Annotated in this window: 22 protein-coding genes and 3 pseudogenes; 11 read left to right on the forward strand and 14 right to left on the reverse strand. The window is 67.6% G+C overall.

Features of this window, described 5'->3' with window-relative positions; translation table 11 throughout:
• Positions 1 to 27: 27 nt before the first annotated feature.
• Positions 28 to 372: a zinc ribbon domain-containing protein YjdM gene (locus DIE21_RS10835; RefSeq protein WP_124497695.1), complete on the reverse strand. Its 345-nt coding sequence runs from the start codon at positions 370 to 372 to the stop codon at positions 28 to 30.
• A 366-nt stretch (positions 373 to 738) separates the two neighbouring features.
• Here DIE21_RS10835 and DIE21_RS10840 point away from each other — a divergent pair, with 366 nt between their 5' ends.
• The 3 genes from DIE21_RS10840 (at position 739) to DIE21_RS10850 (ending at position 2061) form a co-directional block, all read left to right on the forward strand.
• On the forward strand, positions 739 to 1002 hold the full coding sequence (locus DIE21_RS10840) for an HPr family phosphocarrier protein (RefSeq protein ID WP_124497696.1): 264 nt from the start codon (positions 739 to 741) through the stop codon (positions 1000 to 1002).
• A 65-nt stretch (positions 1003 to 1067) separates the two neighbouring features.
• Positions 1068 to 1289, forward strand: a complete 222-nt coding sequence (locus tag DIE21_RS10845) for a hypothetical protein (RefSeq protein ID WP_124497697.1) — start codon at positions 1068 to 1070, stop codon at positions 1287 to 1289.
• Between the two features lie 217 nt (positions 1290 to 1506).
• Positions 1507 to 2061 carry a GNAT family N-acetyltransferase gene (locus tag DIE21_RS10850; RefSeq protein WP_124497698.1) on the forward strand — a complete coding sequence of 185 codons (555 nt, stop codon included), beginning with the start codon at positions 1507 to 1509 and terminating at the stop codon, positions 2059 to 2061.
• A 525-nt stretch (positions 2062 to 2586) separates the two neighbouring features.
• Here DIE21_RS10850 and DIE21_RS10860 read toward each other — a convergent pair.
• Complete coding sequence (locus tag DIE21_RS10860; RefSeq protein WP_124497699.1) at positions 2587 to 4365, reverse strand: glycoside hydrolase family 15 protein; 1779 nt, start codon at positions 4363 to 4365, stop codon at positions 2587 to 2589.
• Between the two features lie 95 nt (positions 4366 to 4460).
• Positions 4461 to 4604 (reverse strand): annotated as a pseudogene (locus DIE21_RS37175) (short-chain dehydrogenase); the annotation flags it as partial.
• 207 nt (positions 4605 to 4811) lie between these two features.
• Here DIE21_RS37175 and DIE21_RS10870 point away from each other — a divergent pair.
• A pseudogene (locus DIE21_RS10870) lies at positions 4812 to 5138 on the forward strand (cytochrome c oxidase subunit 3); the annotation flags it as partial.
• Positions 5139 to 5171: 33 nt separating this feature from the next.
• On the opposite strand, the gene DIE21_RS10875 reads toward DIE21_RS10870, so the two are convergent.
• Both DIE21_RS10875 and DIE21_RS10880 read right to left on the reverse strand, forming a co-directional pair.
• A complete protein-coding gene (locus DIE21_RS10875) occupies positions 5172 to 5789 on the reverse strand; it encodes a TetR/AcrR family transcriptional regulator (RefSeq protein ID WP_260432413.1) in 618 nt (205 codons plus the stop codon).
• A gap of 80 nt (positions 5790 to 5869) precedes the next feature.
• Positions 5870 to 7330, reverse strand: coding sequence for an efflux transporter outer membrane subunit (locus DIE21_RS10880; RefSeq protein ID WP_124497700.1), 1461 nt, complete (start codon positions 7328 to 7330; stop codon positions 5870 to 5872).
• A 77-nt stretch (positions 7331 to 7407) separates the two neighbouring features.
• On the opposite strand from DIE21_RS10880, the gene DIE21_RS10885 reads away from it, so the two are divergent.
• From DIE21_RS10885 to DIE21_RS10900, 4 genes are all read left to right on the forward strand, one after another.
• Entirely contained in the window at positions 7408 to 8025 is a 618-nt protein-coding gene (locus DIE21_RS10885; RefSeq protein WP_124497701.1) for a TetR/AcrR family transcriptional regulator, read from the forward strand.
• 82 nt (positions 8026 to 8107) lie between these two features.
• Positions 8108 to 9226 carry an efflux RND transporter periplasmic adaptor subunit gene (locus tag DIE21_RS10890; protein ID WP_124497702.1) on the forward strand — a complete coding sequence of 373 codons (1119 nt, stop codon included), beginning with the start codon at positions 8108 to 8110 and terminating at the stop codon, positions 9224 to 9226.
• Complete coding sequence (locus tag DIE21_RS10895; protein ID WP_124497703.1) at positions 9223 to 12363, forward strand: efflux RND transporter permease subunit; 3141 nt, start codon at positions 9223 to 9225, stop codon at positions 12361 to 12363. The genes DIE21_RS10890 and DIE21_RS10895 overlap by 4 nt, the downstream gene beginning before the upstream one ends.
• A 32-nt stretch (positions 12364 to 12395) precedes the next feature.
• Positions 12396 to 13202, forward strand: a complete 807-nt coding sequence (locus DIE21_RS10900) for an oxidoreductase (RefSeq protein ID WP_124497704.1) — start codon at positions 12396 to 12398, stop codon at positions 13200 to 13202.
• Positions 13203 to 13420: 218 nt separating this feature from the next.
• Here the strand turns inward: DIE21_RS10900 and DIE21_RS10910 are convergent, their stop codons facing one another.
• From DIE21_RS10910 to DIE21_RS10945, 8 genes and pseudogenes are all read right to left on the reverse strand, one after another.
• Positions 13421 to 13819, reverse strand: a complete 399-nt coding sequence (locus DIE21_RS10910; RefSeq protein WP_124497705.1) for a RidA family protein — start codon at positions 13817 to 13819, stop codon at positions 13421 to 13423.
• Positions 13820 to 13936: 117 nt separating this feature from the next.
• A complete protein-coding gene (gene benD / locus DIE21_RS10915; RefSeq protein WP_124497706.1) occupies positions 13937 to 14713 on the reverse strand; it encodes a benzoate diol dehydrogenase BenD in 777 nt (258 codons plus the stop codon).
• Positions 14710 to 15732: a benzoate 1,2-dioxygenase electron transfer component BenC gene (gene benC / locus DIE21_RS10920; protein ID WP_124497707.1), complete on the reverse strand. Its 1023-nt coding sequence runs from the start codon at positions 15730 to 15732 to the stop codon at positions 14710 to 14712. The genes benD and benC overlap by 4 nt, the downstream gene beginning before the upstream one ends.
• A gap of 39 nt (positions 15733 to 15771) precedes the next feature.
• Positions 15772 to 16260 carry a benzoate 1,2-dioxygenase small subunit gene (benB, locus tag DIE21_RS10925; RefSeq protein WP_124497708.1) on the reverse strand — a complete coding sequence of 163 codons (489 nt, stop codon included), beginning with the start codon at positions 16258 to 16260 and terminating at the stop codon, positions 15772 to 15774.
• Positions 16257 to 17615: a Rieske 2Fe-2S domain-containing protein gene (locus tag DIE21_RS10930; protein ID WP_124497709.1), complete on the reverse strand. Its 1359-nt coding sequence runs from the start codon at positions 17613 to 17615 to the stop codon at positions 16257 to 16259. The genes benB and DIE21_RS10930 overlap by 4 nt, the downstream gene beginning before the upstream one ends.
• 116 nt (positions 17616 to 17731) lie before the next feature.
• Positions 17732 to 18667, reverse strand: a complete 936-nt coding sequence (gene catA, locus DIE21_RS10935; RefSeq protein ID WP_124497710.1) for a catechol 1,2-dioxygenase — start codon at positions 18665 to 18667, stop codon at positions 17732 to 17734.
• A gap of 74 nt (positions 18668 to 18741) precedes the next feature.
• Positions 18742 to 19032, reverse strand: a pseudogene (gene catC, locus DIE21_RS10940) (muconolactone Delta-isomerase).
• Between the two features lie 25 nt (positions 19033 to 19057).
• The gene (locus DIE21_RS10945; RefSeq protein WP_124497711.1) at positions 19058 to 20194 is read right to left on the reverse strand and encodes a muconate/chloromuconate family cycloisomerase; all 1137 of its coding nucleotides are present in this window, start codon (positions 20192 to 20194) and stop codon (positions 19058 to 19060) included.
• A 387-nt stretch (positions 20195 to 20581) separates the two neighbouring features.
• Between DIE21_RS10945 and DIE21_RS10955 the strand changes: the two genes are divergently transcribed.
• A complete protein-coding gene (locus DIE21_RS10955) occupies positions 20582 to 20809 on the forward strand; it encodes a helix-turn-helix domain-containing protein (RefSeq protein ID WP_409364629.1) in 228 nt (75 codons plus the stop codon).
• Positions 20810 to 20967: 158 nt separating this feature from the next.
• On the opposite strand, the gene DIE21_RS10965 is transcribed toward DIE21_RS10955, so the two are convergent.
• Positions 20968 to 21690 carry an OmpW family protein gene (locus DIE21_RS10965; RefSeq protein WP_124497712.1) on the reverse strand — a complete coding sequence of 241 codons (723 nt, stop codon included), beginning with the start codon at positions 21688 to 21690 and terminating at the stop codon, positions 20968 to 20970.
• Here DIE21_RS10965 and DIE21_RS37180 point away from each other — a divergent pair.
• Complete coding sequence (locus tag DIE21_RS37180) at positions 21656 to 21841, forward strand: hypothetical protein (protein ID WP_185642755.1); 186 nt, start codon at positions 21656 to 21658, stop codon at positions 21839 to 21841. The genes DIE21_RS10965 and DIE21_RS37180 overlap by 35 nt on opposite strands.
• Positions 21842 to 21936: 95 nt before the next feature.
• Complete coding sequence (locus DIE21_RS10970; RefSeq protein ID WP_260432414.1) at positions 21937 to 23070, forward strand: AraC family transcriptional regulator; 1134 nt, start codon at positions 21937 to 21939, stop codon at positions 23068 to 23070.
• Positions 23071 to 23111: the final 41 nt, after the last annotated feature.

A 23111-nucleotide genomic window follows, 5' to 3' on the forward strand; every position in this document is an offset into this window, starting at 1 on the left:
CCGGAGCGTCGTTCGTACCGCGCGCGGTCATACCTTCTTCAGATAGCAGGCCTTCAGCATGAAGCCGCCCATGTCGGTCTTGCAATCGACTTCGTGATCGCCGCCGACGAGGCGGATGCTCTTGACCTTGGTGCCCATCTTCAGCGTGATCGACGAACCCTTCACGCGCAAGTCCTTGATCAGCACGACCGAATCGCCGTCCGTCAGCACGTTGCCGTTCGCGTCCTTGACGACGTCGCCCGCCGGTTCGTCGCCCGCTTCGGCGCCGGCGCCGGCCGACCATTCATGGCCACAGTCCGCGCACACGTAAAGCGTGCCGTCCGGGTAGGTGTTTTCCATCGCGCATTGCGGGCAGGCGGGGGCGGCGTTCATTGCAGCTTCCATTCGGTGGGAGTTCGGGTCAATCGAAAAAAATGCCGGGCACGCAAGCACGTGGCCCGGACCGCGCGTCGCACCGCCTCGTCGACAGATCGACCAGACGGTGCGACGCACACACGACATTATAATGCAATACACATAAACCGGTTGCCGTATTATAATCATCAACTTTCGATCATTCGCCGGACTTGATGGCGGTTTCGCTGAGGATGTCGACATGTTCGAGATGAATGATGTACCGGCGTTGAGCGCGCAAGGCCCGGCGCCCGGTCGGGAAGCCGCGTTCCGCGCGGTCCCGGCGTGCTGCCGGCCGCCCATTGCACGCCGTTCCGGCGACTTTCCCCGAGGCTGATCCGCATCGTGGCAACCGTCGTCTACGTAGAAATCGGCCCCGCATGGAACCGCAGCCGTGCGATCGCGTCCCGCGATGCGATCGTCACGGCGGCACACCGCTTCGAAAGCGACATCCTGCTGCTCGCCAACGGGCTCAGCGGCAGCGCGAAGGACGCGATCGCCATCGCGGCGCTGCAGATGCATGGCGGCACGTCCGCGCAGGTGCTCGCCACCGGCCCCGACGAAGAGGCCGCGCTCCAGGCGCTGCTGCCCTTGCTGCAGGCGGGCTGACACAGCGCCGCCCGCTCCCACGGCCTCGTGCCGTTCACCCTGAATCACCACTCTCCGAGGAAGCGATGAACGACAACGTCATGTCCAACTCCCCCAACCTGTCGGCCTCCGCGATCTGGGCGCTCGAGCGCCTCGCCGATGTGCGCTACGGCCGCGATGCGCCGGCGCTCGGCTGGTCGATCGAACAGGAACTCGTCGGCGCGGGCTTCGTCAGCCATGCCGCGAACGGCCGCTCCGGCGCGTCGATCACGGCACACGGGCGCAACTTCCTGAAGAGCCGGAAGTAGGATCGGCCGGCGCGGGCGCGATGCCGCTTCACGGGAAGCATGCGGGCCTGTCGACGTCCTCCATGAAGCAATCCGCGGACGGCCGTCCGGGCGATGCGATCGCAATCCCCGATGCAGGCGGGGATGTGCGGCCGCGCCGCGGTTTCCGCGGTATCGTACGGGTCCCGCGTGCGGTGCACGGCGCCGCCTTCGCCTTCCTTTCCCCGTGGAACGCCCGATGACCTCCAGCGCCCTGCCGCCCGTCACGTCCCCGCCGGTGCTCGACACCCCACGCCTGACCCTCGAAGGCCATCCGCTCGGCGACTTCGACGCGCTCGCCGCGATGTGGGCAGAGCCGGCCGTCGTCGCGCACATCTTCAACGGCAAGCCGTCGGCGCCGCGCGACTCGTGGATGCGGCTGCTCGCGTATCGCGGGCTGTGGCCACTGCTCGGCTACGGCTACTGGGCGATTCGCGAGAAGGCATCGGGCCGCTACGTCGGCGATCTCGGCTTCGCCGACTTTCACCGAGCGGTCGAGCCGTCGATTCGCGGCGTGCCGGAAGCCGGCTGGGCGCTCGCGAGCTGGGCGCACGGGATGGGCTACGCGACCGAAGCGCTGTCGTACGCGCTCGGCTGGCTCGATGCGCAGAACCGGTTCGAACGCAGCGTGTGCCTGATCGCGCCGACCAACGTCGCGTCGATCCGTGTCGCGCAGAAGGCCGGGTATGCCGATCCGGTGCGGATCCGCTTCAACGACACCGATTCGCTGCTGTTTTCGCGCGCGTGCCGGTAACCTCGATGCCGCGAGCCGGCGCCGCGGCATCGCCGGCTCGCGGCACAACTCCCCTTCGAGCTGCGGCGTCAGCGCATCCCGCGGCGCGTCGTCGTGCAGCAGCCGGCACGCGCCGCGAACACGGCGTTGCCGAACTGCTCCGGCGGAATGCGCCACAGCGCCATCACGCGCACTGTGAGGTTCTGCACACCGCTTTGCGTGCCAGCGCGTCGACCGCGCCGACGAACGTCCCGGCCATCGGCGCATTCGCGCTGACGGCCTCGTTGCAGGAGCCGGCCGCCCCCCTGCAAGCAGGTTCATCCATGTGTGTCGAGGCGGCTCCCATCACCGCGGCACGCGCGCATCCGTGTTGCGGGCGGTAGCGCGAATGACCGTTAGTTGCAATTAAGCGGTTCCGTCGAGGTCCGGGAAGCCGAAACGGCGTGCCGATCTTCGGTCATGCCTGCGCCATCCGCGCGGACGCGGCCCGCCGCAACGAAACCCGACGGCGGCCCGCCACCGGCCGGTGCGTTGCGGCGCAGTGCGTCAGCCGATATCGACGTCCTCGCGTTCGTCGCCCTGCAGCGCCAGCGCGGCGTTGACCAACCCGACCTGTGCGAGCGTGAACGGGAAATTCCCGCACATGCGTCGCGCCTTCACGTCGTATTCCTCGGCCAGCAGCCCGACATCGTTGCGCAGACCCAGCAGCCGCTTGAACAGCGCATGCGCATCGTCGTCGCGCCCCTGCATCCGGTACACCTGCGCGAGCCAGAACCCGGCCGCGACGAACGCACCTTCGTTGCCCTCGCAACCATCGCGGAAACGCGGCGGGTGATAACGGAACGGCAAGCCGTCCTCGACCAGCTCGCGCTCGATGGCCGCCACCGTCGCGGCGACGCGCGGGTCAGCCGCATCGAGCATCCCCGTCAGCGGAATCAGCAGCAGGCTCACGTCGAGCCCGTCGCCGTCGTAGCGGTCGACGAAGCGGCCGAGTTTCTCGTGATAGCCGCGCGAGAGCACGTCCGCATGCACGGTATCGGCCCAGCGCCGCCATTCGTCGAGCGGCGCATGATGGCCGAACGCGCGCGCGGAACGGCACGCGCTTTCGACGGCCGCCCACACCATCACCTTCGACGACGTGAACTGGTGCCGGCCGCTGCGCACTTCCCAGATCCCTTCGTCCGGCTCGCGCCAGATCGTCGCGAGATGCTCGAGCAGCCGCCGTTCCAGCATCCAGGCGTCGTCGTCGGGCGGCAGCCCGTGCCGGCGGGCCTGATACAGCGCCGCCAGCACCTCGCCGTACACGTCGAGCTGCAGCTGTTCGGCCGCCGCGTTGCCGAAGCGCACCGGCTGCGCGCCTTCGTAGCCGGCCAGGTGGGCGGCTTCCCATTCGTCCGCGCGCCGGCCGCCGTCGGCGGCGTACAGCACCTGCAATTGCGCCGGATGATCGGCGATCGCGCGCACCAGCCAGTCGCGCCAGCGCGCGGCCTCCTCGCGGTAGCCGCAGCGCACCAGCGCGCGCAGCGTGAAGCTCGCGTCGCGCAGCCAGCAGAACCGGTAATCCCAGTTGCGCGCGCCGCCGAAGTGCTCGGGCAGCGAGCTGGTCGGCGCCGCGACGATGCCGCCGGTGCGCACGCTCGACAGCAGCTTCACCGTGATCAGCGCACGCTCGATCGCGTCGCGATACGGGCCCTGCGCCGCGTTGCACTTCGACCAGACGTGCCAGAACGCCTGCGTGTCGCGCAGCGACGCGTAGGCATCCGGCACGCACGGCGGCCGGTCGTACGAGCGCGCGTAGCTGATGCAGAAGTCCGCTTGCTCGCCCGCCGCGATGCGCTGCGTGCCGACGAGCCGGTCGTCCCGCACGTCGAGGCGCGTGTCGGCATCGAGCCACATCGCGTCGCCGCCCGTCAGCATCCGCCAGCGCCGGCCGAAACGGCGGCACCACGGCAGCGCGTTGCCGTAGTCGAAACGCACGCCGAGATCGACGTCGAACTCGACCGTGCCGCGCTCGCCGCGCACGCTGCGGATCAGGCACGGGTCGGGCGCCGCCCAGCTCATCCAGTCGATCATGACGGCGCAACCCGATGACGTCTCGAACGTCGTTTCGAGCACCGCGGTGGCAGGCAGGTAACGGCGCGTCGCTCGGGCGCCCGGCTCGCGCGGCGCGATGCGGAAGCGGCCGTTGCCGGGCGTGCCGACGAGTGCGGCGAAGCATGGCGGCGAATCGAAGTCCGGCCAGCACAGCCAGTCGATGCTGCCGTCGAGCGCGACGAGCGCGGCACTGCGGCCGTCGCCGATCAGCGCGTAGTCCTCGATCCGCATCGCGCTCACCGATCGGGCTTGCGCGCGGCGGCAAAAGCAGCCACGCGCATGGCGAACACCGCGCCGCACGCCATCGCGCGCGATGCGCCGAGCCCGGCTTCGGCACCGGTGCGGCGCACTTCGCATGCGGTGTCGTGCAGCGCCCGCGGATCGCGTGCAATCAGCGCGACGTTCGCGCCGTGTCGCGCGAACGCGTGAGCGGTCGCGCGGCCGACGCCGGTAATCGCGACGGTCTTCACGGTTGATCCCTCCCGTTTTTTCATGCTGGCCATCAATCGGCGTAGCAAGCGGCGTGCCGCAGGCCGGGCCGACCATCCGATCCGGGCGCGCACCGTGAACGGTCGCCAAATTTACAAGCAGGCTGTAACACGCCGGACGTTGCGTACGCAACGCCCGCGCCGCGCACGCACGGAAATTGCTCCGCCGCGAACGGCGGTGGTCATCCCGTCGAATCCGTCGTGCTGCTGTCGAGCAGCGTGTTCGTGTGGTTCGCCGAGCGCGCGGTGGCCGCGCTCGCCGTCGCGCTGGTGCTCGGCGTCGCGTTCGCGCTCGTTCAGCTGCACGAGTGGCGCGACCATCCGTACGGCCCGACCGCGCACCTGTACGGCAGTCTGTACCTCACGATCACCGGCTTCCACTTCGCGCACGTGGTGGCCGGCCTCGCCATCCTCGCGCTGCTCGCCGGCTGGACGGCCGCCGGCTTCTTCTGCCGCGAGCGGCGCGTCGCGCTGACGGTCGGCGGACTCTACCGGCACTTCGTCGACATCGTGTGGCACGCCGACGTGCGGGTCGCACCATTGGGTCCATCATGCCGGACGGCGGAACGACAGGCCCGTGAAGAAGTGGCCCGACATCGCTTCGGCCATCGGGTCCGGCAACGCATCGGGCATCGTCATGTTCAACGCGCACAGGCCGTCGACGAGCGCGATGACCGCGCGTGCGTAGTCGGCGCAACGCATGGGCGAGTTCGTGTTCGCGCGTTCGCACCACCGCTCGATGAGGCGTGCCGTCAGCGCGCGCCGTTCGGCGCATAGTGCGTCCAGGTGCTGCCGGAACGGCGTATCGCGCATCGCGTGCAGCCGTGCTTCGGCCCAGAGGATGTCGCTGTCGCGGTCGCGATGGCATCGCACGCGGACGATGGCGAGCTGCACGGACAGGTCGGCGACCACCGTCTCGACGTCCAGAAGCGCACGAAGGCTCTGCTGTATCCGCTGGTGATCGATTCGAAGCCATTCGACAAAGAGCTCGCACTTGCTGCTGAAATTCGAATAAAACGCACCGCGCGTGTAGCCCGCGTGCGCGACGATATCCTCGACGCTGGTCGCGGCCAATCCTTTTCTCGCGATGCTCGACGCCGCCGCATCGAGCAGGCGCTGCCGCGTCCGTGCGCGGCTTTGCGCGCGCGTCATTCGTGTGGGCGGCATACCGCAACGCACCCGTTCAGGCTGGCAATGATGGTCATTGGCGCATGTCCGGCCGAGCCAGCCACATTCCGAAGATCCCGCTACCGGCTCGCAACGGCTTCGGCTTCCGGCGCCTGCCATCCGCCCCCGAGGGCCTTGAACGCGGCGACCGCCGCGCGCGCGGATTCGGTTTGCGCCTGCACGCGCTCGTCCGACGCGCGCAGCAGGCTTTCGTCGGCCTGCAACACTTCGATCAGGCTGACGACGCCTTTCTGGTACGCCGCAAACGACGCGGCCCTCGCGCGGCCAAGCGAATCCACGCCGCCGGTGAGAACGGCAGCCTGCTCGTCGCGCTTGACGAGCGCCGAGAACGCGTTTTCGACGTCCTCGGTCGCGTGCAGCGCCGCGAGCCGATACGCGGCGAGCATTTCGGCATCCCGTCCCTTGGCCTGCGCGATCTGCGCATTGATCCGGCCGAAGTCGAACAGGCGCCAGCGCAGGCCGAGTACGCCGGCAGCCTGGTTCGCGCCGCCGGCAAACAGGTTGCCCGCGCCCATCGTCGTCGCGCTGCCGATCAATCCGCTCAGCGAGAACTTCGGGTAATACTCGGCAATGGCCACGCCGATGCGCGCGTTCGACGCCGCAAGGCGCCGCTCGGCGACGATCAGGTCGGGCCGCCGCCTGAGCAGTTCGCCTGGCGTGCCCGTCGCCGCGATCCGCGGGGCAACCGGAAGGTCGCCGCCGTCGAGCAATTCCGCGCGATGCGTGCCGGGTTGCGAACCGAGCATCACGTCGAGCGCATTCATCGCCGCGTCCAGCGCCGCTTCGAGCACCGGCACCGTTGCGCGAACCTGGGCAAGCGCGCCTTCGGCCTGCCTGACCTGAAGCTCCGCCGCGAGCCCCTTTCCATACAGCAGATTGATGGTCGACAACAGGTCCCGCTCGGTCTGCACCTGATGCCGCGCGACCTTCAGGCGGCCCTGCAGCCCGCGGATCGTGATGTACGTGTCCGCGGTTTGCGCGGCGACGGCAAGCCGCGTCGCGACTGCCGCCGCTTCAGATGCCTGATAATCGGCGAGTGCCGCTTCGCGGCCGCGCCGCAATCCTCCGAATACGTCCAGTTCCCAGCTCGCGTTGAAGTCGCCCTCATAGTCGTTGCCGTGGCGGTCGAAACCGGGCGTCGAATTCAGCACGCGTCCCAACGGCGTTTCGACCGACTGGTAGACCCGTGCTGCCTGCCCGCTCACATTGCCCGAGGGCAGCAGCGCTGCATTTGCCGCACCGAGCCCTGCACGCGCTTGCGTGACGCGTGCGGCGGCCTGCGCGTGATCGAGGTTCTGCGCGAGCGCGAGCGTGACGAACCGTGTCAGTTGCGGATCGCCGAAGCCCGTCCACCACGTCGCGAGCTCGGCTTCGGCCGCCGCGCGGCGCTGATCCACGGCGCTCTGGCCCTGGAACCGTTGCGGCATGGCCACGTCCGGCCGCACGTAGTCGGGACCGACGGCGCATCCCGCCGACAGGATCGCGGCAAGCACCGCGGCAACGATGGGTTTGGGTAGCATGACGGTTTTAGCAAGGACCAGATGGTGACTATAATACCAAATAGTCACTCGTTGTCCATTCCCGTCACCCGCAGCCCATGAAAAAAAACCCCCCTTCCCCTGCCCCCGCGCGCGGCCCGGCCGACCACGACGTGCGGGACCAGATCGTGGCGGCCGCGACCGAGCACTTCAGCCGGTACGGCTATGAAAAGACGACCGTGTCCGACCTCGCGAAGGCCATCGGTTTCTCGAAGGCCTATATCTACAAGTTCTTTGAGTCGAAGCAGGCGATCGGCGAGATGATCTGCGCGAACTGTCTGCACGAGATCGAAACCGACGTGCGCGCCGCCGTCGCGGAAGCCGAGCTGCCGACAGAAAAGCTGCGGCAGATGTTCAAGGTCTTTACCGAAGCGAGCCTGCGGCTGTTCTTCCGCGACCGCAAGCTGTACGACATCGCCGCGTCGGCCGCCACCGGCAACTGGCAGGCGGTGCAGGCCTATGAAGCACGCGTGCAGAAGCTGCTGCAGGACGTGCTGCAGCAAGGCCGGCAAAGCGGCGAGTTCGAGCGCAAGACGCCGCTGGACGAAACCGTGACGGCGATCTACCTGGTGATGCGCCCCTATCTGAATCCGCTGCTGCTGCAGTACAACCTCGACACGACCGACGCGGCGCCCACGCAACTGTCGAGCCTCGTCCTGCGCAGTCTCGCCCCCTGAATCGACGTCGCTTGTGACCATTGACTATTTTAGTCACTAGATACACAATGAAAGCCCCGATCACTTCGTCAGTGGGTCTTTCATGGTCCGGCGTCGCCTCGCTCTCCTCGCAGTCGCTTCCGCACTGCCCCTCGCGCTAGCCGCCTGCAGCGGAAAAGCACCTTCCGATCCGCGCACGGAGGCGCCGCTCGTGCGGACCGCCATCGTGCAGGCGGCCGTTCCCGCGTCCCGCTCGTTCACCGGAACCGTCGCCGCACGTGTGCAGAGCGACCTCGGGTTCCGGGTGTCCGGCAAGGTGCTGGAGCGGCTCGTCGACGCCGGACAAACCGTCCGGCGCGGCCAGCCGCTGATGCGGATCGATCCCGTCGACCTGAAGCTCGCGGCCCGCGCACGCGACGAAGCCGTGGCCGCCGCACGGGCACGCGCGCGGCAGACCGCCGAGGACGAAGCCCGCTACCGCGACCTGCGCGGCACCGGCGCGATTTCGGCATCGGCCTATGACCAGATCAAGGCGGCGGCCGATGCCGCGCAAGCGCAGTTGAGCGCCGCCGAGGCCGACGCCGGCGTCGCGCGCAATGCGACCGGCTATGCGGAACTCGTCGCGGACGGCGACGGCGTCGTGATGGAAACGCTCGCGGAACCCGGCCAGGTCGTCAGCGCGGGCCAGCCGGTGGTGCGGCTCGCGCACGCCGGCAGCCGGGAGGCCGTGATCCAACTGCCCGAAACCGTGCGCCCGGCGCTCGGGTCGATTGCGCAGGCCGAGCTGTTCGGCAAGCAGGACGCGGGCGTTCCCGCGACGCTGCGCCAGCTCTCCGATACCGCGGATGCCAGAACGCGTACGTTCGAGGCACGCTATGTGCTGCAAGGTGCATTGGCCGGCGCACCGTTGGGCGCAACCGTCACGATCCGGATCGCGGACGACGCGCGCGCGGCGCCGCCAACCGGCCTGCAGGTGCCGATCGGCGCGCTGCTGGACGCAGGCAAAGGGCCCGGCGTCTGGGTCGTCGCCGGCAATCCGGCCAGGGTGGCGTGGCGGCCGGTCAGGCTCGAGCATCTGGACGACGACAGCGCCCGCGTATCCGGCGCCCTGAAGCAAGGCGACCAGGTCGTCGCGCTCGGCGCCCAATTGCTGCGCGAAGGCGAACCGGTCCGCGTGTCCCCGCCGGCCGTCGCGGTCGCAAGCGAAGGAGCACGGCCGTGAGCGAGCGCCGATTCAACCTGTCGGCGCTCGCGGTGCGCGAGCGCGCGATCACGCTGTTCCTGATCTGCCTGATTTCGCTCGCCGGGCTCGTGTCGTTCTTCAAGCTGGGCCGCGCGGAGGACCCCGCGTTCACCGTCAAGGTGATGACCATCGTCACCGCATGGCCAGGCGCCACCGCGCAGGAAATGCACGACCAGGTTGCCGAAAAGATCGAAAAGCGCATGCAGGAACTGCGCTGGTACGACCGGACCGAAACCTATACGCGCCCCGGCCTGGCGTTCACGACGCTGACGTTACTCGACAGCACGCCGCCGTCCGAGGTGCAGGAGCAGTTCTATCAGGCGCGCAAGAAGATCGGCGACGTGGCGAACGATCTTCCGGCCGGCGTGATCGGTCCGATGGTCAACGACGAATACGCGGACGTCACGTTCGCGCTGTTCGCGCTGAAGGCCAAGGGCGAACCGCAGCGTCTGCTGGTGCGCGATGCGGAGATGCTGCGTCAGCGGCTGCTGCACGTGCCGGGCGTGAAGAAGGTCGACATCATCGGCGAGCAGGCGGAGCGCATTTACGTGCAGTTGTCGCACGACCGGCTCGCGACGCTCGGCGTGAGCCCGCAGGACGTGTTCGCGGCGCTCAACGGACAGAACGCGCTGACACCGGCCGGCTCCGTGGAGACGCGCGGGCCGGAGATCTTCATTCGCGTGGACGGCGCGTTCGACAAGCTGCAGAAGATTCGCGACACGCCGATCGTCGCGCAGGGCCGCACGCTGAAACTGTCCGACATTGCCACCGTCGAGCGCGGTTACGAAGACCCGTCGACGTTCATGATCCGCAACAACGGCGAACCCGCGCTGCTGCTCGGCGTCGTCATGCGCGACGGCTGGAACGGGCTCGACCTCGGCCGCGCGCTGGACCACGAAGTCGGCGCGATCAATACCGGGCTGCCGCTCGGCATGAGCCTGACCAAGGTGACCGACCAGTCCGTGAACATCAGCTCGGCCGTCGACGAATTCATGGTCAAGTTCTTCGCCGCGCTGCTCGTCGTGATGCTGGTGAGCTTCGTCAGCATGGGCTGGCGCGTGGGCCTCGTCGTCGCCGCAGCCGTGCCGCTGACGCTCGCCGTGGTATTCGTCGTGATGGCCGCGACCGGCAAGAACTTCGACCGCATCACGCTCGGCTCGCTGATCCTCGCGCTCGGCCTGCTGGTCGACGACGCGATCATCGCGATCGAGATGATGGTCGTGAAGATGGAGGAAGGCTACGACCGCGTGGCCGCGTCAGCCTATGCGTGGAGCCATACGGCCGCGCCGATGCTGGCCGGCACGCTGGTGACCGCGGTCGGCTTCATGCCGAACGGCTTCGCGCGCTCCACCGCGGGCGAATACACCAGCAACATGTTCTGGATCGTCGGGATCGCGCTGATCGCATCATGGGTCGTGGCGGTGGTGTTCACGCCGTACCTCGGCGTGAAGATGCTGCCCGACTTCAAGAAGGTCGAAGGCGGTCACGACGCGATCTACGATACGCCCCGCTACAACCGCTTCCGCCGACTGCTGACGCGCGTGGTCGCCCGCAAATGGCTCGTCGCCGGGTCGGTCGTCGGCCTGTTCGTGCTCGCGATGCTCGGGATGGCGATCGTCAAGAAGCAGTTTTTCCCTATCTCCGATCGGCCCGAGGTGCTGATCGAGGTGCAGATGCCGTACGGCACGTCGATCTCGCAAACCGGCGCCGCCACGTCGAAGGTCGAAGCGTGGCTCGCCGGACAGAAGGAAGCCCGGATCGTCACCGCGTATGTCGGCCAGGGCGCGCCGCGCTTTTATCTGGCGATGGGGCCGGAGCTGCCCGATCCGTCGTTCGCGAAGATCGTCGTGCGCACCGACAGCCAGGACGAGCGCGACGCGTTGAAGGCGCGCCTGCGGCGGGCCATCGCCGACGGCCTCGCGCCCGAAGCGCGCGTGCGCGTGACGCAGCTCGTGTTCGGTCCGTATTCGCCGTTTCCGGTCGCGTATCGGGTCACGGGCCCCGATCCGGACAAGCTGCGCGGCATCGCGGCCGACGTCGAGCGCGTGATGACCGGCAGCCCGATGATGCGCACGGTCAATGCCGACTGGGGCACGCGCGCGCCGACGCTGCACTTCACGTTGCAACAGGACCGCTTGCAGGCAGTCGGGTTGACGTCCAGCGCGGTCGCGCAGCAACTGCAGTTCCTGCTTACCGGGGTGCCCGTCACCGCGGTGCGCGAGGATATCCGGACCGTGCAGGTGATCGCACGTTCGGGCGGCGATGCGCGGCTCGACCCGGCGCGGCTCGACGACTTCACGCTGGCCGGCGCGAACGGGCAGCGCATTCCGCTGTCGCAGGTCGGCAAGGTCGACGTGCGGATGGAGGAGCCGATCATGCGCTGGCGCGATCGCGTGCCGACGATCACGGTGCGCGGCGACATCGCCGACGGCTTGCAGCCGCCTGACGTATCGGCCGCCATCACGAAGCAGCTTCAGCCGATCGTCGACAAGCTGCCGAGCGGCTATCGGATCGAGCAGGCCGGCTCCATCGAGGAATCGGGCAAGGCGACGACGGCGATGCTGCCGCTGTTCCCGATCATGCTGGCGATCACGCTCGTCATCATCATCTTCCAGGTGCGCTCGATCTCCGCGATGGTGATGGTGTTCATGACGAGCCCGCTCGGGCTGATCGGCGTCGTGCCGACGCTGATCCTGTTCCGCCAGCCGTTCGGCATCAATGCGCTGGTCGGCCTCATCGCGCTGTCGGGCATCCTGATGCGCAACACGCTGATCCTGATCGGACAGATCCATCAGAACGAACAGGCGGGGCTGGATCCGTTCCATGCGGTGGTCGAAGCGACCGTGCAGCGGGCGCGCCCGGTGATCCTCACCGCCATGGCGGCCGTGCTCGCGTTCATTCCGCTCACGCATTCGGTGTTCTGGGGAACGCTCGCGTACACGCTGATCGGCGGCACGTTCGCCGGGACGATCCTCACGCTGGTGTTCCTGCCGGCGATGTACGCGATCTGGTACAGGATCCGGCCCGGCCATTCCGCCGGTTCGCGCCACGGCCGGCATGAACCGGCCTCGCGTGCGGAGCCTGCACTTCAGCCCGCGCTGGACGCGCGCGATTGACACCCCCATTCACCGTATCGAAGGAAACAGCCATGTCGAATTCCACCGTTGTCGTCGTGACCGGCGTGTCGTCGGGCATCGGGCGCGCCGCCGCAGAGCAGTTTGCCAGGCGCGGGTGCCGCGTATTCGGCACCGTGCGCAGTATCGCGCGAACGGCGCCCGTCGCCGGCGTCGAGCTGATCGAGATGGACGTTCGTGACGACGCGTCCGTTCAATCAGGTATTCGAACGATCATCGATCGCGCCGCGCGTATCGACGTGCTCGTGAACAATGCGGGCACGAGCCTGATCGGCGCGGTGGAGGAAACCTCCGTGACGGAAGCCGCGGCGTTGTTCGACACCAACGTATTCAGCATCCTGCGTACGACCCATGCGGTGCTTCCGCACATGCGGGCACAACGGCGCGGACGGATCGTCAATGTCAGCTCGGTGCTCGGCCTCCTGCCGGCGCCCTATATGGGACTCTATTCGGCATCCAAACATGCGGTGGAGGGTTTGACCGAATCGCTGGATCACGAGCTGCGCCAGTTCGGCATTCGCGCGACGCTGGTCGAACCGTCGTTTACGCGGACCAACCTGGACGTCAATGCGCCGCAGGCAAGCGCGCCGATCGCCGATTACGACCGCGAGCGAATGCTTGCGTCGCGCGCCGTCGTCGACAGCGTGAAAACCGCGCCGGCCCCCGATGGCGTGGCCGCCACCCTCGTCGACGCAGCGCTCGGCGCATGGCGGATGCGACGGACGCCGACCGGCGAGGCGTCGCTGTTGCGCAAGTTGCGGCGCTTCATGCCGGCCGGCCCGGTCGATTCGAGCCTGCGGAAAAAATTCCGGCTCGCGTGACGCGTCGGGTCGGCGAAATGACTTTGCCCCCCGAAATCGACGGCGACATGCCCGAAAGCGCATGGGTATCGGAACGACCGGGCCGTCGCGTCGTCAAGGCGTTCAACAACATCCTCGCCTATTCGCTCGCCGAACTCGGCGCGCCCAATGGAACGCCCGGGCGTCCCGCGGTAGCCGCCGCCGCTCCCCGCGCGCATCGCTCGCGCGATGCAGGGCGATCACCGTTGCAGCACCGCCACCGCCTTGATCTCGACGATATAGCCAGGCGAGCCGCCCAGCATGTGCGCGCCGACCGCCGTCCACGCCGGCTTCGGATGCGCGCCGAGGTAGCGGTCGCGCACCTGCATGAACAGCGGCAGGTCGCGCATGTCGGTATGGAACGTGGTCAGGTCGACCACGTCGTCGAGCGACGCACCGCCCGCCTCCAGCACGCGCTTCAGGTTCTCGAACGCCTGCACGATCTGCGCCTCGCGGTCTTCCACCAGTTGCATCGCCGCGTCACGGCCGATCTGGCCGGACACGTACACGGTATCGCCAACCTTGATCGCCGGCGCATAGCCGATTTTTTCGTACACGGCTTCCATGCCGGCCGGAATGATCGCTTCGCGTTTGTGCATGAGTGTCTCCGTGGCCGGGCTCGCGGCGCCGGCCGGTTGTGTGATTGTCGAATCGCGTGCACGCACGGCTGCGCCACGTGCACGCCCGAGGCACAGGGTTCGGCAAGCCGCCGTCGCTCAACCCGTATCGCCGCCCGCGACCGGCAGCACCGTGCCGGTGATGTAGCTCGCGTCGTCGGACGCGAGGAACAGGATCGGCGCGATCTGTTCGTCGAGGCTGCCGTAGCGCTTGAAGAACGTCGAGTCGGTCACCTGCTTCACCGCCTCGGCCATCCACGCCTGTTCCTGCTCGTTGTCGCCGGCCGCGTTGCGCGGCACGCGGCGCGGCGGCGCCGTGGTGCCGCCCGGCGCGGTCGCGACCACGCGGATGTTGTGCTCCGCGTATTCCATCGCGAGCGCCGCCGTCAGCGCATTGACGCCGCCCTTCGCGGCCGAGTACGGCACGCGGCGAATCCCGCGCGTCGCGTTCGACGACACGTTGACGATCGTGCCGCCGCCCCCGGCCAGCAGATGCGGCAGCACCGCGTGGCAGCTATAGAGCGTCGGCATCAGCGAGCGGCGGATTTCCGCGTCGATCTGCGCGGGCTCGAACTCGGCGAACGGCCGCATCCGGATCGCGCCGCCGACGCCGTTGATCAGCACGTCGATCCGGCCGAACGTCGCGACCGCGCACGCCATCGCCGCGTGCGCGCCGTCGTAGGTCTCGAGATCGGCGACGAAGCCGGCCGTGTTGCCGCCCGGCGCTCCGGCAGCCACCTCGGCCACGAAGTCCGCGCGATCGACGAACAGCACCCTGCCGCCCTCGGCGGCCGCACGCAGCGCGACGCCGCGGCCGATGCCCTGCGCCGCGCCGGTGACGACGACGACCTTTCCGGAGAATCGTTGCATGGTCATGCCGCCTTCGCCGTCACGTTCGGCGTGAACTTCTCGTAGTGGAAGCTGTTGGGCTTCACGCCTGCGTCGTCGAAGTACTGGCGCACCGCGTCGACCATCGGCGGCGGGCCGCACAGATAGACGTCCACGTCGCCGTCGTTCAGCGCATCGGCCGGAATGTGCTGCGTGACCCAGCCCTTGCGCGCGTGGCTCGACGCCGCATCGGCGACGACGGTCGCGTAACTGAAGTTCGGCAGCTTCGCCGCATACGCCTCGATCGCGTCGACCAGCACGAGGTCGAGATCGCGCGTCACGCCGTAGATCAGGTGCACCTTCTGCTGCGAGCCGCCGCGCGCGAGCACCTCGAGCATCGACAGGAACGGCGCGAGGCCGGTGCCGCCCGCGAGGAACAGCAGCGGCCGCGCCACGTCGCGCAGGTAGAAGCTGCCGAGCGGCCCGTTCAGCTCCAGCGTGTCGCCTGGCGCGGCCGTCTCGAGCCACGTGCTCATCACGCCGCCCGGGATCTTCTTGATCAGGAAGCCGACCTTCGCGTCGCCCGGTGCGGACGAGAACGAGTACGACCGGTGCTGGCCGCTCCCCGGCACGCCGATGTTCACGTACTGGCCCGGCAGGAACGCCGGTGCGGCCGCGTCGACGTCGAGCTCGAGCACGATCGCCGCATCGTTGTGCTGCTCGACCTTCGTCACGGTCGCGGCAAACGCGCTGTGGCCGGTCTTGCACGCGACCGACGACGTCGGCACCGCGATCACGCAATCGCCTTGCGGCACCATCTGGCACGTCAGCACGAGGCCGCCGTCCTTCTCGTCCTCGGTGAGCGCGTCGTCGATGTAGTCGTCGCCGAGGTCGTAGCGGCCGCTTTCCGCGCGGCACTTGCAGGTGCCGCACACGCCGTCGGAGCAGTCCATCGGCAGGTTGATCTTCGCGCGGAATGCGGCGTCGAGCACCTTCTCGCCGGCCTTGCAGTCGATGAAGCGGGTCACCCCGTCCTCGAAGTTCAGTGCAATCTTGTAGGCGGACATGACATCGTCTCCCTGTGTGACTTGTCGAAACAATCGGCGTCAGACGTGGTACACGTCGAGCACCTGCCGGATGTAGTCGTTCTTCAGCACGATCTTCTTGTTCGAGATCAGCAATGCGTCGCCCGAGCGGCGCAGCGTGACGAACATCGTGCCGAAGAAGTGATCGGTGACGCGGTAGCGGTGGTTCAGCGTGTGGAAGTTGTAGCGCACGTCCACCTCGCCGTCGCGCTCGGCCAGCACCTCGACGTTCGTCACGTTGTGGCTGGTGCGCGGCTCGGGCGTCGACGCGCCGCTGCGCTCGGTCTTGATCCGGAACACGCGATCCTCGAGGCCGCCGCGATCCGCGTAGTACATCAGCGAGATCTGGCTGTGCGGATCGTCGGTCGGCCGGTCGTCGTCGTCCCATGCGGGCATCCAGTACGTGACGTCCTCCGTGTAGCAGGTCAGCCACGCGTCCCACTCGCGATCGTCGAGCAGGCGCGCTTCGCGATACAGCGCCGCGCAAATGGTCCGGTAATCGATGTTCATGCCTGTCCCTCCCCGCGTTCCTGCTTCAGCGCATCGCGCATCACGTGCACCCAGTGTTCGTGCTGGCACACGAACAGCCCTTCGTCCTCGCTGCGTTCGCCCGACATGCGCGGGTTCAGCCCCATCTTTCTCGCGTTCTCGTCCGGCCCGTCGATCCACAGCGGCGCGCCGCGCGACAGGTCGTTCCACATCGCCGTGATGCCCGCGTAGCCGGCCTGGCATGCGCGAAACTCCTCGAGGTCGTCGGCCGTGCCCATCCCGGTCACGTTGAAGAAATCCTCGTACTGGCGAATCCGCGTCGTGCGGTCGGCTTCGCTCTCGCCCTTCGGCGCGAAGCAGAAGATGCTGACTTCGGTCTTGTCGACGCCGAGCGGGCGCACCACGCGAATCTGCGTGCTGAACTGGTCCATCAGGAACACGTTCGGGTACACGCACAGGTTGCGGGTCTGGTTCACGATGAAGTCGGCCTGCACGTCGCCGACGCGCGCCTTGATCTCGTCACGGTGCTGGTACACCGGCCGCACTTCGGGGTTCATCGTCTTGGTCCACAGCAGGATGTGGCCGTTGTCGAAGCCGTACACGCCCGCGACCGACTTGCTCCAGCCGTTCGCATCGACGGCCTTGGTGCCGTCTTCCTTGCGGCGGCCCATCGTCGCCGCGTAGTTCCAGTGCACGGTGCTCACGTGATAGCCGTCGCAGCCGTTCTCCATCTGCATCTTCCAGTTGCCTTCGTAGATGTAGGATGAGTTGCCGCGCAGCACTTCGAGCCCGTCCGGCGCCTGGTCGACGATCTGGTCGATGATCACGCGCGCCTCGCCGAGGTAGTCCTCGAGCGGCAGCACGTCGTCGCCGAGGCTGCCGAACAGGAAGCCACGATAGTTCTGGAAGCGCGCGACCTTCTTCAGGTCGTGCGAGCCGTGCGTGTTGAACTGCACCGGATACTCGGTCGTCTTCTCGTCCTTCACCTTCAGCAGCTTGCCGGTGTTCGAGAAGGTCCAGCCGTGGAACGGGCAGGTGAAGCTGCCCTTGTTGCCGTGCTTGCGGCGGCACAGCATCGCGCCCTTGTGCGCGCAGGCATTGATCACTGCGTGCAGCTCGCCGGTCTTGTCGCGCGTGATGACGACCGGCTGGCGGCCGATCCACGTCGTGTAGTAATCGTTGTTGTTCGGGATCTGGCTCTCGTGCGCGAGGTACACCCAGTTGCGCTCGAAGATGTGCTTCATCTCGAGCTCGTACAGCGCCTCGTTCGTGAAGATGTCGCGGCGGCAGCGGAAGACGCCGGCCTCCTTGTCGTCCTGCACGGCGGTGGCGAGCAGGTGGTCCAGTTCGGTGGTGGGGTCGATCGTGGCGGACATGTTGGTTCCTCCTGTGCGCGTGCCGGGTCCTGCAAGCACGCTCGCATCGGTATCGATTGAATCTCGCGGGGACCCGGCCGGCGGCGGCGCATGCGCGCCGCCGCGCCGTCGGGCGGTTATGCCGTGGCGGAAGCGCGCAGGCGTTCGACGATCTGGTTGTCCTTGCCCTCGACGCGCGGCGTCAGGACGAAGTTGAACTCGATGTCCTGGTACGCATCGGCCTTCAACCCGAGCGCGGCGCCGCCGGTCTTGCCGGTGACGGGTGGAATCAGCGCCTCGCGCGTCGCATACGCGAAGTCATCCCAGATCAGCGGGTCGCCCTCGATGTTGAACTGCGTCGTGAGCTTGCGGTGGTCGTCGCTGGTCACGAAGAAGTGCACGTGCGCCGGGCGGTTGCCGTGACGGCCGAGGCGGTCCAGCAGCTGCTGCGTCGCGCCCTGCGGCGGGCAGCCGTAGCCGACCGGCATCAGCGTGCGGAATGCGTACTGGCCGTCCGCGCCCGTCTTCACCGCGCCGCGCAGGTTGAAATCGCTCTGCTTGCCGGTCGGGTCGAAGTGCGAATAGAAGCCGTGCGAGTTCGCGTGCCAGCATTCGACCAGCGCGCCGGCCACCGGCTTGCCGTCGAGCCCCGTGACCGTACCGTGGATCACGAGCGGGCCCGCGGCTTCGTCCGCGTCGACGTCGATCTTCGCGACGCCGTCGCGCACCGGCGCGCCGGCGACGTACAGCGGGCCCTCGATCGTGCGCGGCGTGCCGCCGTCCAGGCCGAGCGCCTTGTCCTCGGCGTCCATCCGGATGTCGAGATACTTCTCGAGGCCGAGGCCGGCCGCGAGCAGCGCCGCCTCGCCATCCTGGCCGAGCTTGTTCAGGTAGTTCACGCCGGCCCACACTTCGTCGGGCGTGATGTCGAGGTCGTCGATCGCCTTGAACAGATCGCCGAGCAGCCGCTGGACGATCTGCTGCGTGCGCGCGTTGCCGCCGTTGCCGTCCGCATTCGACGCGGCCTTCAGCAGATCCTGCACTTCCTTGGTTTCGAATACTTTGACGCTCATGATGGTGTCTCCACGTGTATTGGGGGAATAGTGACCTGGGGTGCTCGCTGTCCGAGAACAGGCGGCTCCGTGGCTCAAACGTCGCCGTCGTGTATCGACGACGGGTGGCGACACAACGGCGTCACCGAAATCTTCATGTACGGGAACAGCGGCAGGCCGGTCAGGATCTCGTGCAGCTCGGCGTTGCCCGACACGTCGAACACGCTGGTGTTCGCGTATTCGCCGGCGATGCGCCAGATGTGACGTCACTTGCCGCTGCGCTGCAGCGCCTGCGAGTAAGCCTTCTCGCGGGTCTTGATCTCGTCGGCCACGCCGGCCGGCAGGTCGGCCGGGAGGTTGACGTCCATGCGTACGTGGAAAAGCATCGTGATGTCCTGGTACGTAAGCGGGTTAGCGGGAGACTTTCGTCAGCCCGTCGCGGGTGAAGCGCGCGACTGTCGCTTCGTCGAGCTCGATGCCGAGGCCCGGGCCGCTCGGCACGGTCAGCTCGAAATCGCTGTAGTCGAGCGGGGTCGCGAGGATCTCCTCGGTAATCAGCAGCGGTCCGAACAGTTCGGTGCCCCACTGCAGGTTCGCGAAGCTCGCGAACAGGTGCGCGGACGCGACCGTGCTGAACGCGCCTTCGAGCATCGTGCCGCCGTACAGCTCGATGCCCGCCGCATCCGCGATCGCCGCGACGCGCTGCGCGGCAAAGAGGCCGCCGCTCTGCTCGATCTTGATCGCGAACACGTCCGCGCCGTGCTGCTTCGCGATCTCGAACGCGCTGTCCGGGCCCTGCAGGATTTCATCGGCCATCAGCGCGACCGGGAAGCGGCGCATCAGCCGGGCGAGCGCCGCGGCCGATGCGACCGGCTGCTCGACCAGTTCGCAACCGGCATCGGCCAGCGCCGGAATCGCGCGCGCGGCCTGCGTTTCGCTCCAGGCCATGTTCACGTCGACGCGCACCGACGCCCGCTCGCCGACCGCCCGCTTGATCTCGGCCACGTGCCGGATGTCCTCGGCGAGCGCCTTCGCGCCGATCTTCAGCTTGAACACGTTGTGGCGGCGCAGGTCGAGCATGAGTTCGGCCTCCGCGATATCGGTGGCCGTGTTGCCCGATGCGAGCGTCCACGCGACCGGCAGGCGATCGCGCCGGCGGCCGCCGAGCAGTTCGCTGACCGGCACGCCGAGGCGCTTGCCGTGCGCGTCGAGCAGCGCGGTCTCGAGCGCGCTCTTCGCGAAGTGATTGACCTTCGCGAGCTTGCCGAGGAACGCCATCAGCGTCTGGATGCGCGTGGCGTCACGGCCGATGATCGCCGGCGCGAGGTACGCGTCGATCGCGAGCTTCATCGTTTCCGGGCTTTCCGGGCCGTAGGCCATCCCGGCGATCGTCGTGCCTTCGCCGACGCCCGTCACGCCGTCGCTGCAGGTCACCTTCACCAGCATCAGCGTCTGGCCGTGCATCGTGGCGACCGACAGCTTGTGCGGGCGGATCGTCGGCAGGTCGACGAGGCGGGTTTCAATGCGTTCGATGGTGACTGGAGACATGGGGCACGCTGCGTGTGGGGAGTTCATGGGACGGATTTATACGCGGCGGGGAAATGGAGCGTCCAATACTTTTGACCTCGCTTTTCAATACCTGACAGGTATTGGAATTCAGCTTAAGACACGGAATATTGCGGTGCGCCATACCTTTTTTGGCTAGGTATGCGGGCTGAGATGCTTGCTGGAGCGGGGGCGCGCGTGTTCGGGGTGTGGCTTGGGCGGGGGCGCGATGCGGCTGCTTTCGGGGTGGGGAATCCGGCTGAAACCGGCGGTCTGCCGGGGGGTGATCAGGGTTTTCCTGAGGGAAAACGGTGGGTTGGCCAGCCTGCTTTCGGCGCCTGCGTCGGTTTCCATGAACGACCGGAACGAAGTCGGTATGCGGGTATCGACGTGCGTCGCCGATGCGCCCCGCCCGGCGACACCGGCAACGCGGCGCCGGCCGCCAGCCCGCAGGCGAGCCTGCACGAACAGTCGCTCGACGCGATCCGCCGGGCGCTCGACGCGCACGACGGCAACGTGTCGGCGGCCGCACGGCAACTCGGCATTTCACGCACGACGCTGTACGCGAAGCTCAGGCAACTCGATGCGGCCGGGCTCAGGAACGACGGGCCGCATTGACGCGGCGTGCAACGTGCAACGTGCGGCGTGCGGCGTGCGACGTGCGGCGATCGGTGTGCAGCGATGGCGGTCATGTCGCCACCCTGCCGCCCGTCCTTGCCAACCGGATCGGCAGCGCACACGCAGCGGGCCCGGATCGCCGCCGCCGCATCGTCCGGTCAGAATGCGTAGTTCACCGACACCAGCGTGACGAGCGGATCCAGCGTGATCTTCGCGACGCTCTTGACCACCGCACCGTTCGGCAGCCGGGTGGTCAAATTGGCTTTCGTCCCGAACGGCAGGTACGAGACGGACAGCCCGGCCGACCAATGCTTGTCGAACTGGTAATTCAGTCCCGCGTTGAAGACCGGCGACCATGCACTGTCGACGTCCGCGCTCGTCGACAGGCCCGTCGTCGCCCCGTGCGTCAATTGCGCGCTCAACGCCTGCTGGAACGCGGGACCGACATGCGCATTGGTGAACCAGATGTAGCTGACGCCGATGCCGAGATAGGGTCTCCAATGGGCATCCGCGCGGCCGAAATAGTATTTCAGCAGCAGCGCCGGACTCCACTGGCGGACATCGCCGAGCGGATTGATCGCCGCGGCGGAAAGCACACCGGTTCCCGAGAACTTGAATTTCGGCGGAACGCCGGCGACCGTCTCCACAGCGATGTTGTCGGTCAGGAAATGCGTAAAGGTGATGCCGAGCGTGTCGGCGTTATCGACGCTCGCGCCCGTATCGGGTACGGCGTGCCCGCCGATCTCGAGCGGATCGCTCGATGTTTGCGGGGCGATTCTCAACCAGCCCACTCCCATCACGTTGCTTCCCGCGGACTGCGCATGCGCTGCCGCACTCGCAACCAGCATGGCGGCAGCCGCCGCCAGTTTCATCGACTTCATTGAACGGTATCTCCATATTTATTTTCTCGACACGGGCGCGTTTGCCGGCCGTGGCGTGCCGCCACTATGGCGGGCGACCGGGGCTTTGGAAATGTTTGAAACGGACGCGAAAATTGTCCGCGCTCGCTACCACACGGAACCGGCGGATTGACGTAAGGTCGTCACTACGGACGCAGCCTGCGGAGCATCGATGCACGGCATTGCCCGATTCCGCGCCGCGACGAGAACCGACGACCTGATTCAGAGATGAGCAGCACCATGCGATTGAACCCGACGCAAGCCGGCCCTGGCGCCGGCCTGCCGTCGTCGCCCGTCGATCTGGCCACCCTGTCGGAAAAGCGCGCGTCCCCGTCGAAGCTCGCGGCGCTGATGGAAGTCGCGGCGCATCTGGAACTCGACACGTCCGCGGTGCTCGCCGGGACCGATCTCGCCCCGAGCGACGTGTCGGACCCGTTCACGCTCACGTCGGCGCAACAATTCCTGACGGCCGTGCGCAATGCGCTCCGGCACTATCCCGGCTCCGACCTGGGTGTGCGGGTCGGCAGGTTGCTGCATGCGTCGAGCTACGGGATGTACGGATATGCGACGCTGTGCGCCGAAACGCTGGGAGAGGCGTTCGACGCGGCGGTCCGGTTTCACCGGCTCGCGAACGGCCTGCTCGGCATTCGCTGGGTCGTGGAAGACGATCGGGCGTCCTGGCATTTCCCCGCCCGCGAAGACGTGGCGCTGCCTGAACTCGACGCGCGGCTGTACGCCTTCCTGCTCGACATGCAGTTCGTTCTGCACGCGACCTTCGTCAAGGACGTGATGGGATCGTGGTGCGTGCCGGCTCGCGCGCAGTTTGCCTGCGGGCGACCGGCCCATGCGGCACTGCTTGCCGAAGCGCTCGACTGTCCGGTTGCATTCGATCAGGAATGCCATGCATTGAGCTATCCCGCCGCGTGGCTGTCGCAGGCGCCGCAGCTTGCCCACCCGATCACGGCGGCCCAGGTCTCGCGGCACTGCGCGCAGCTGCTCGACGAACTCCAGGATCGCTCCGGAATCACGCTGCGCGTCTACGACGAACTGACGTGCATCCCCGGCAGATTCCCGGACATCGACGCGATCGCCGGGACCCTGCACATGACTTCAAGGACGTTGCGCCGCAAGCTCGACGCCGCGGGCACGTCCTACAACGAACTGCTGACGGGCGTGCGCAGGGCACTGGCGATCGACTATCTCGGCACGACCGCGTTGAGCATCGAAGAGATCGCATCGGTATTGGGATTCAGCGACGCCGCGAGTTTCCGGCATGCATTCAAGCGCTGGACCGGCATGACGCCGAACGAGGTGCGCGGCAACGCGAATCCGGCGCCGCGGCCGCGGAGCGCGACGGGTTGACGCCGCCATCACGGCATTATCGCCGGCATGGCGGATGAGGC

The sequence above is a fragment of the Burkholderia sp. Bp9140 genome (assembly GCF_003853425.1).
GTDB lineage: Bacteria > Pseudomonadota > Gammaproteobacteria > Burkholderiales > Burkholderiaceae > Burkholderia.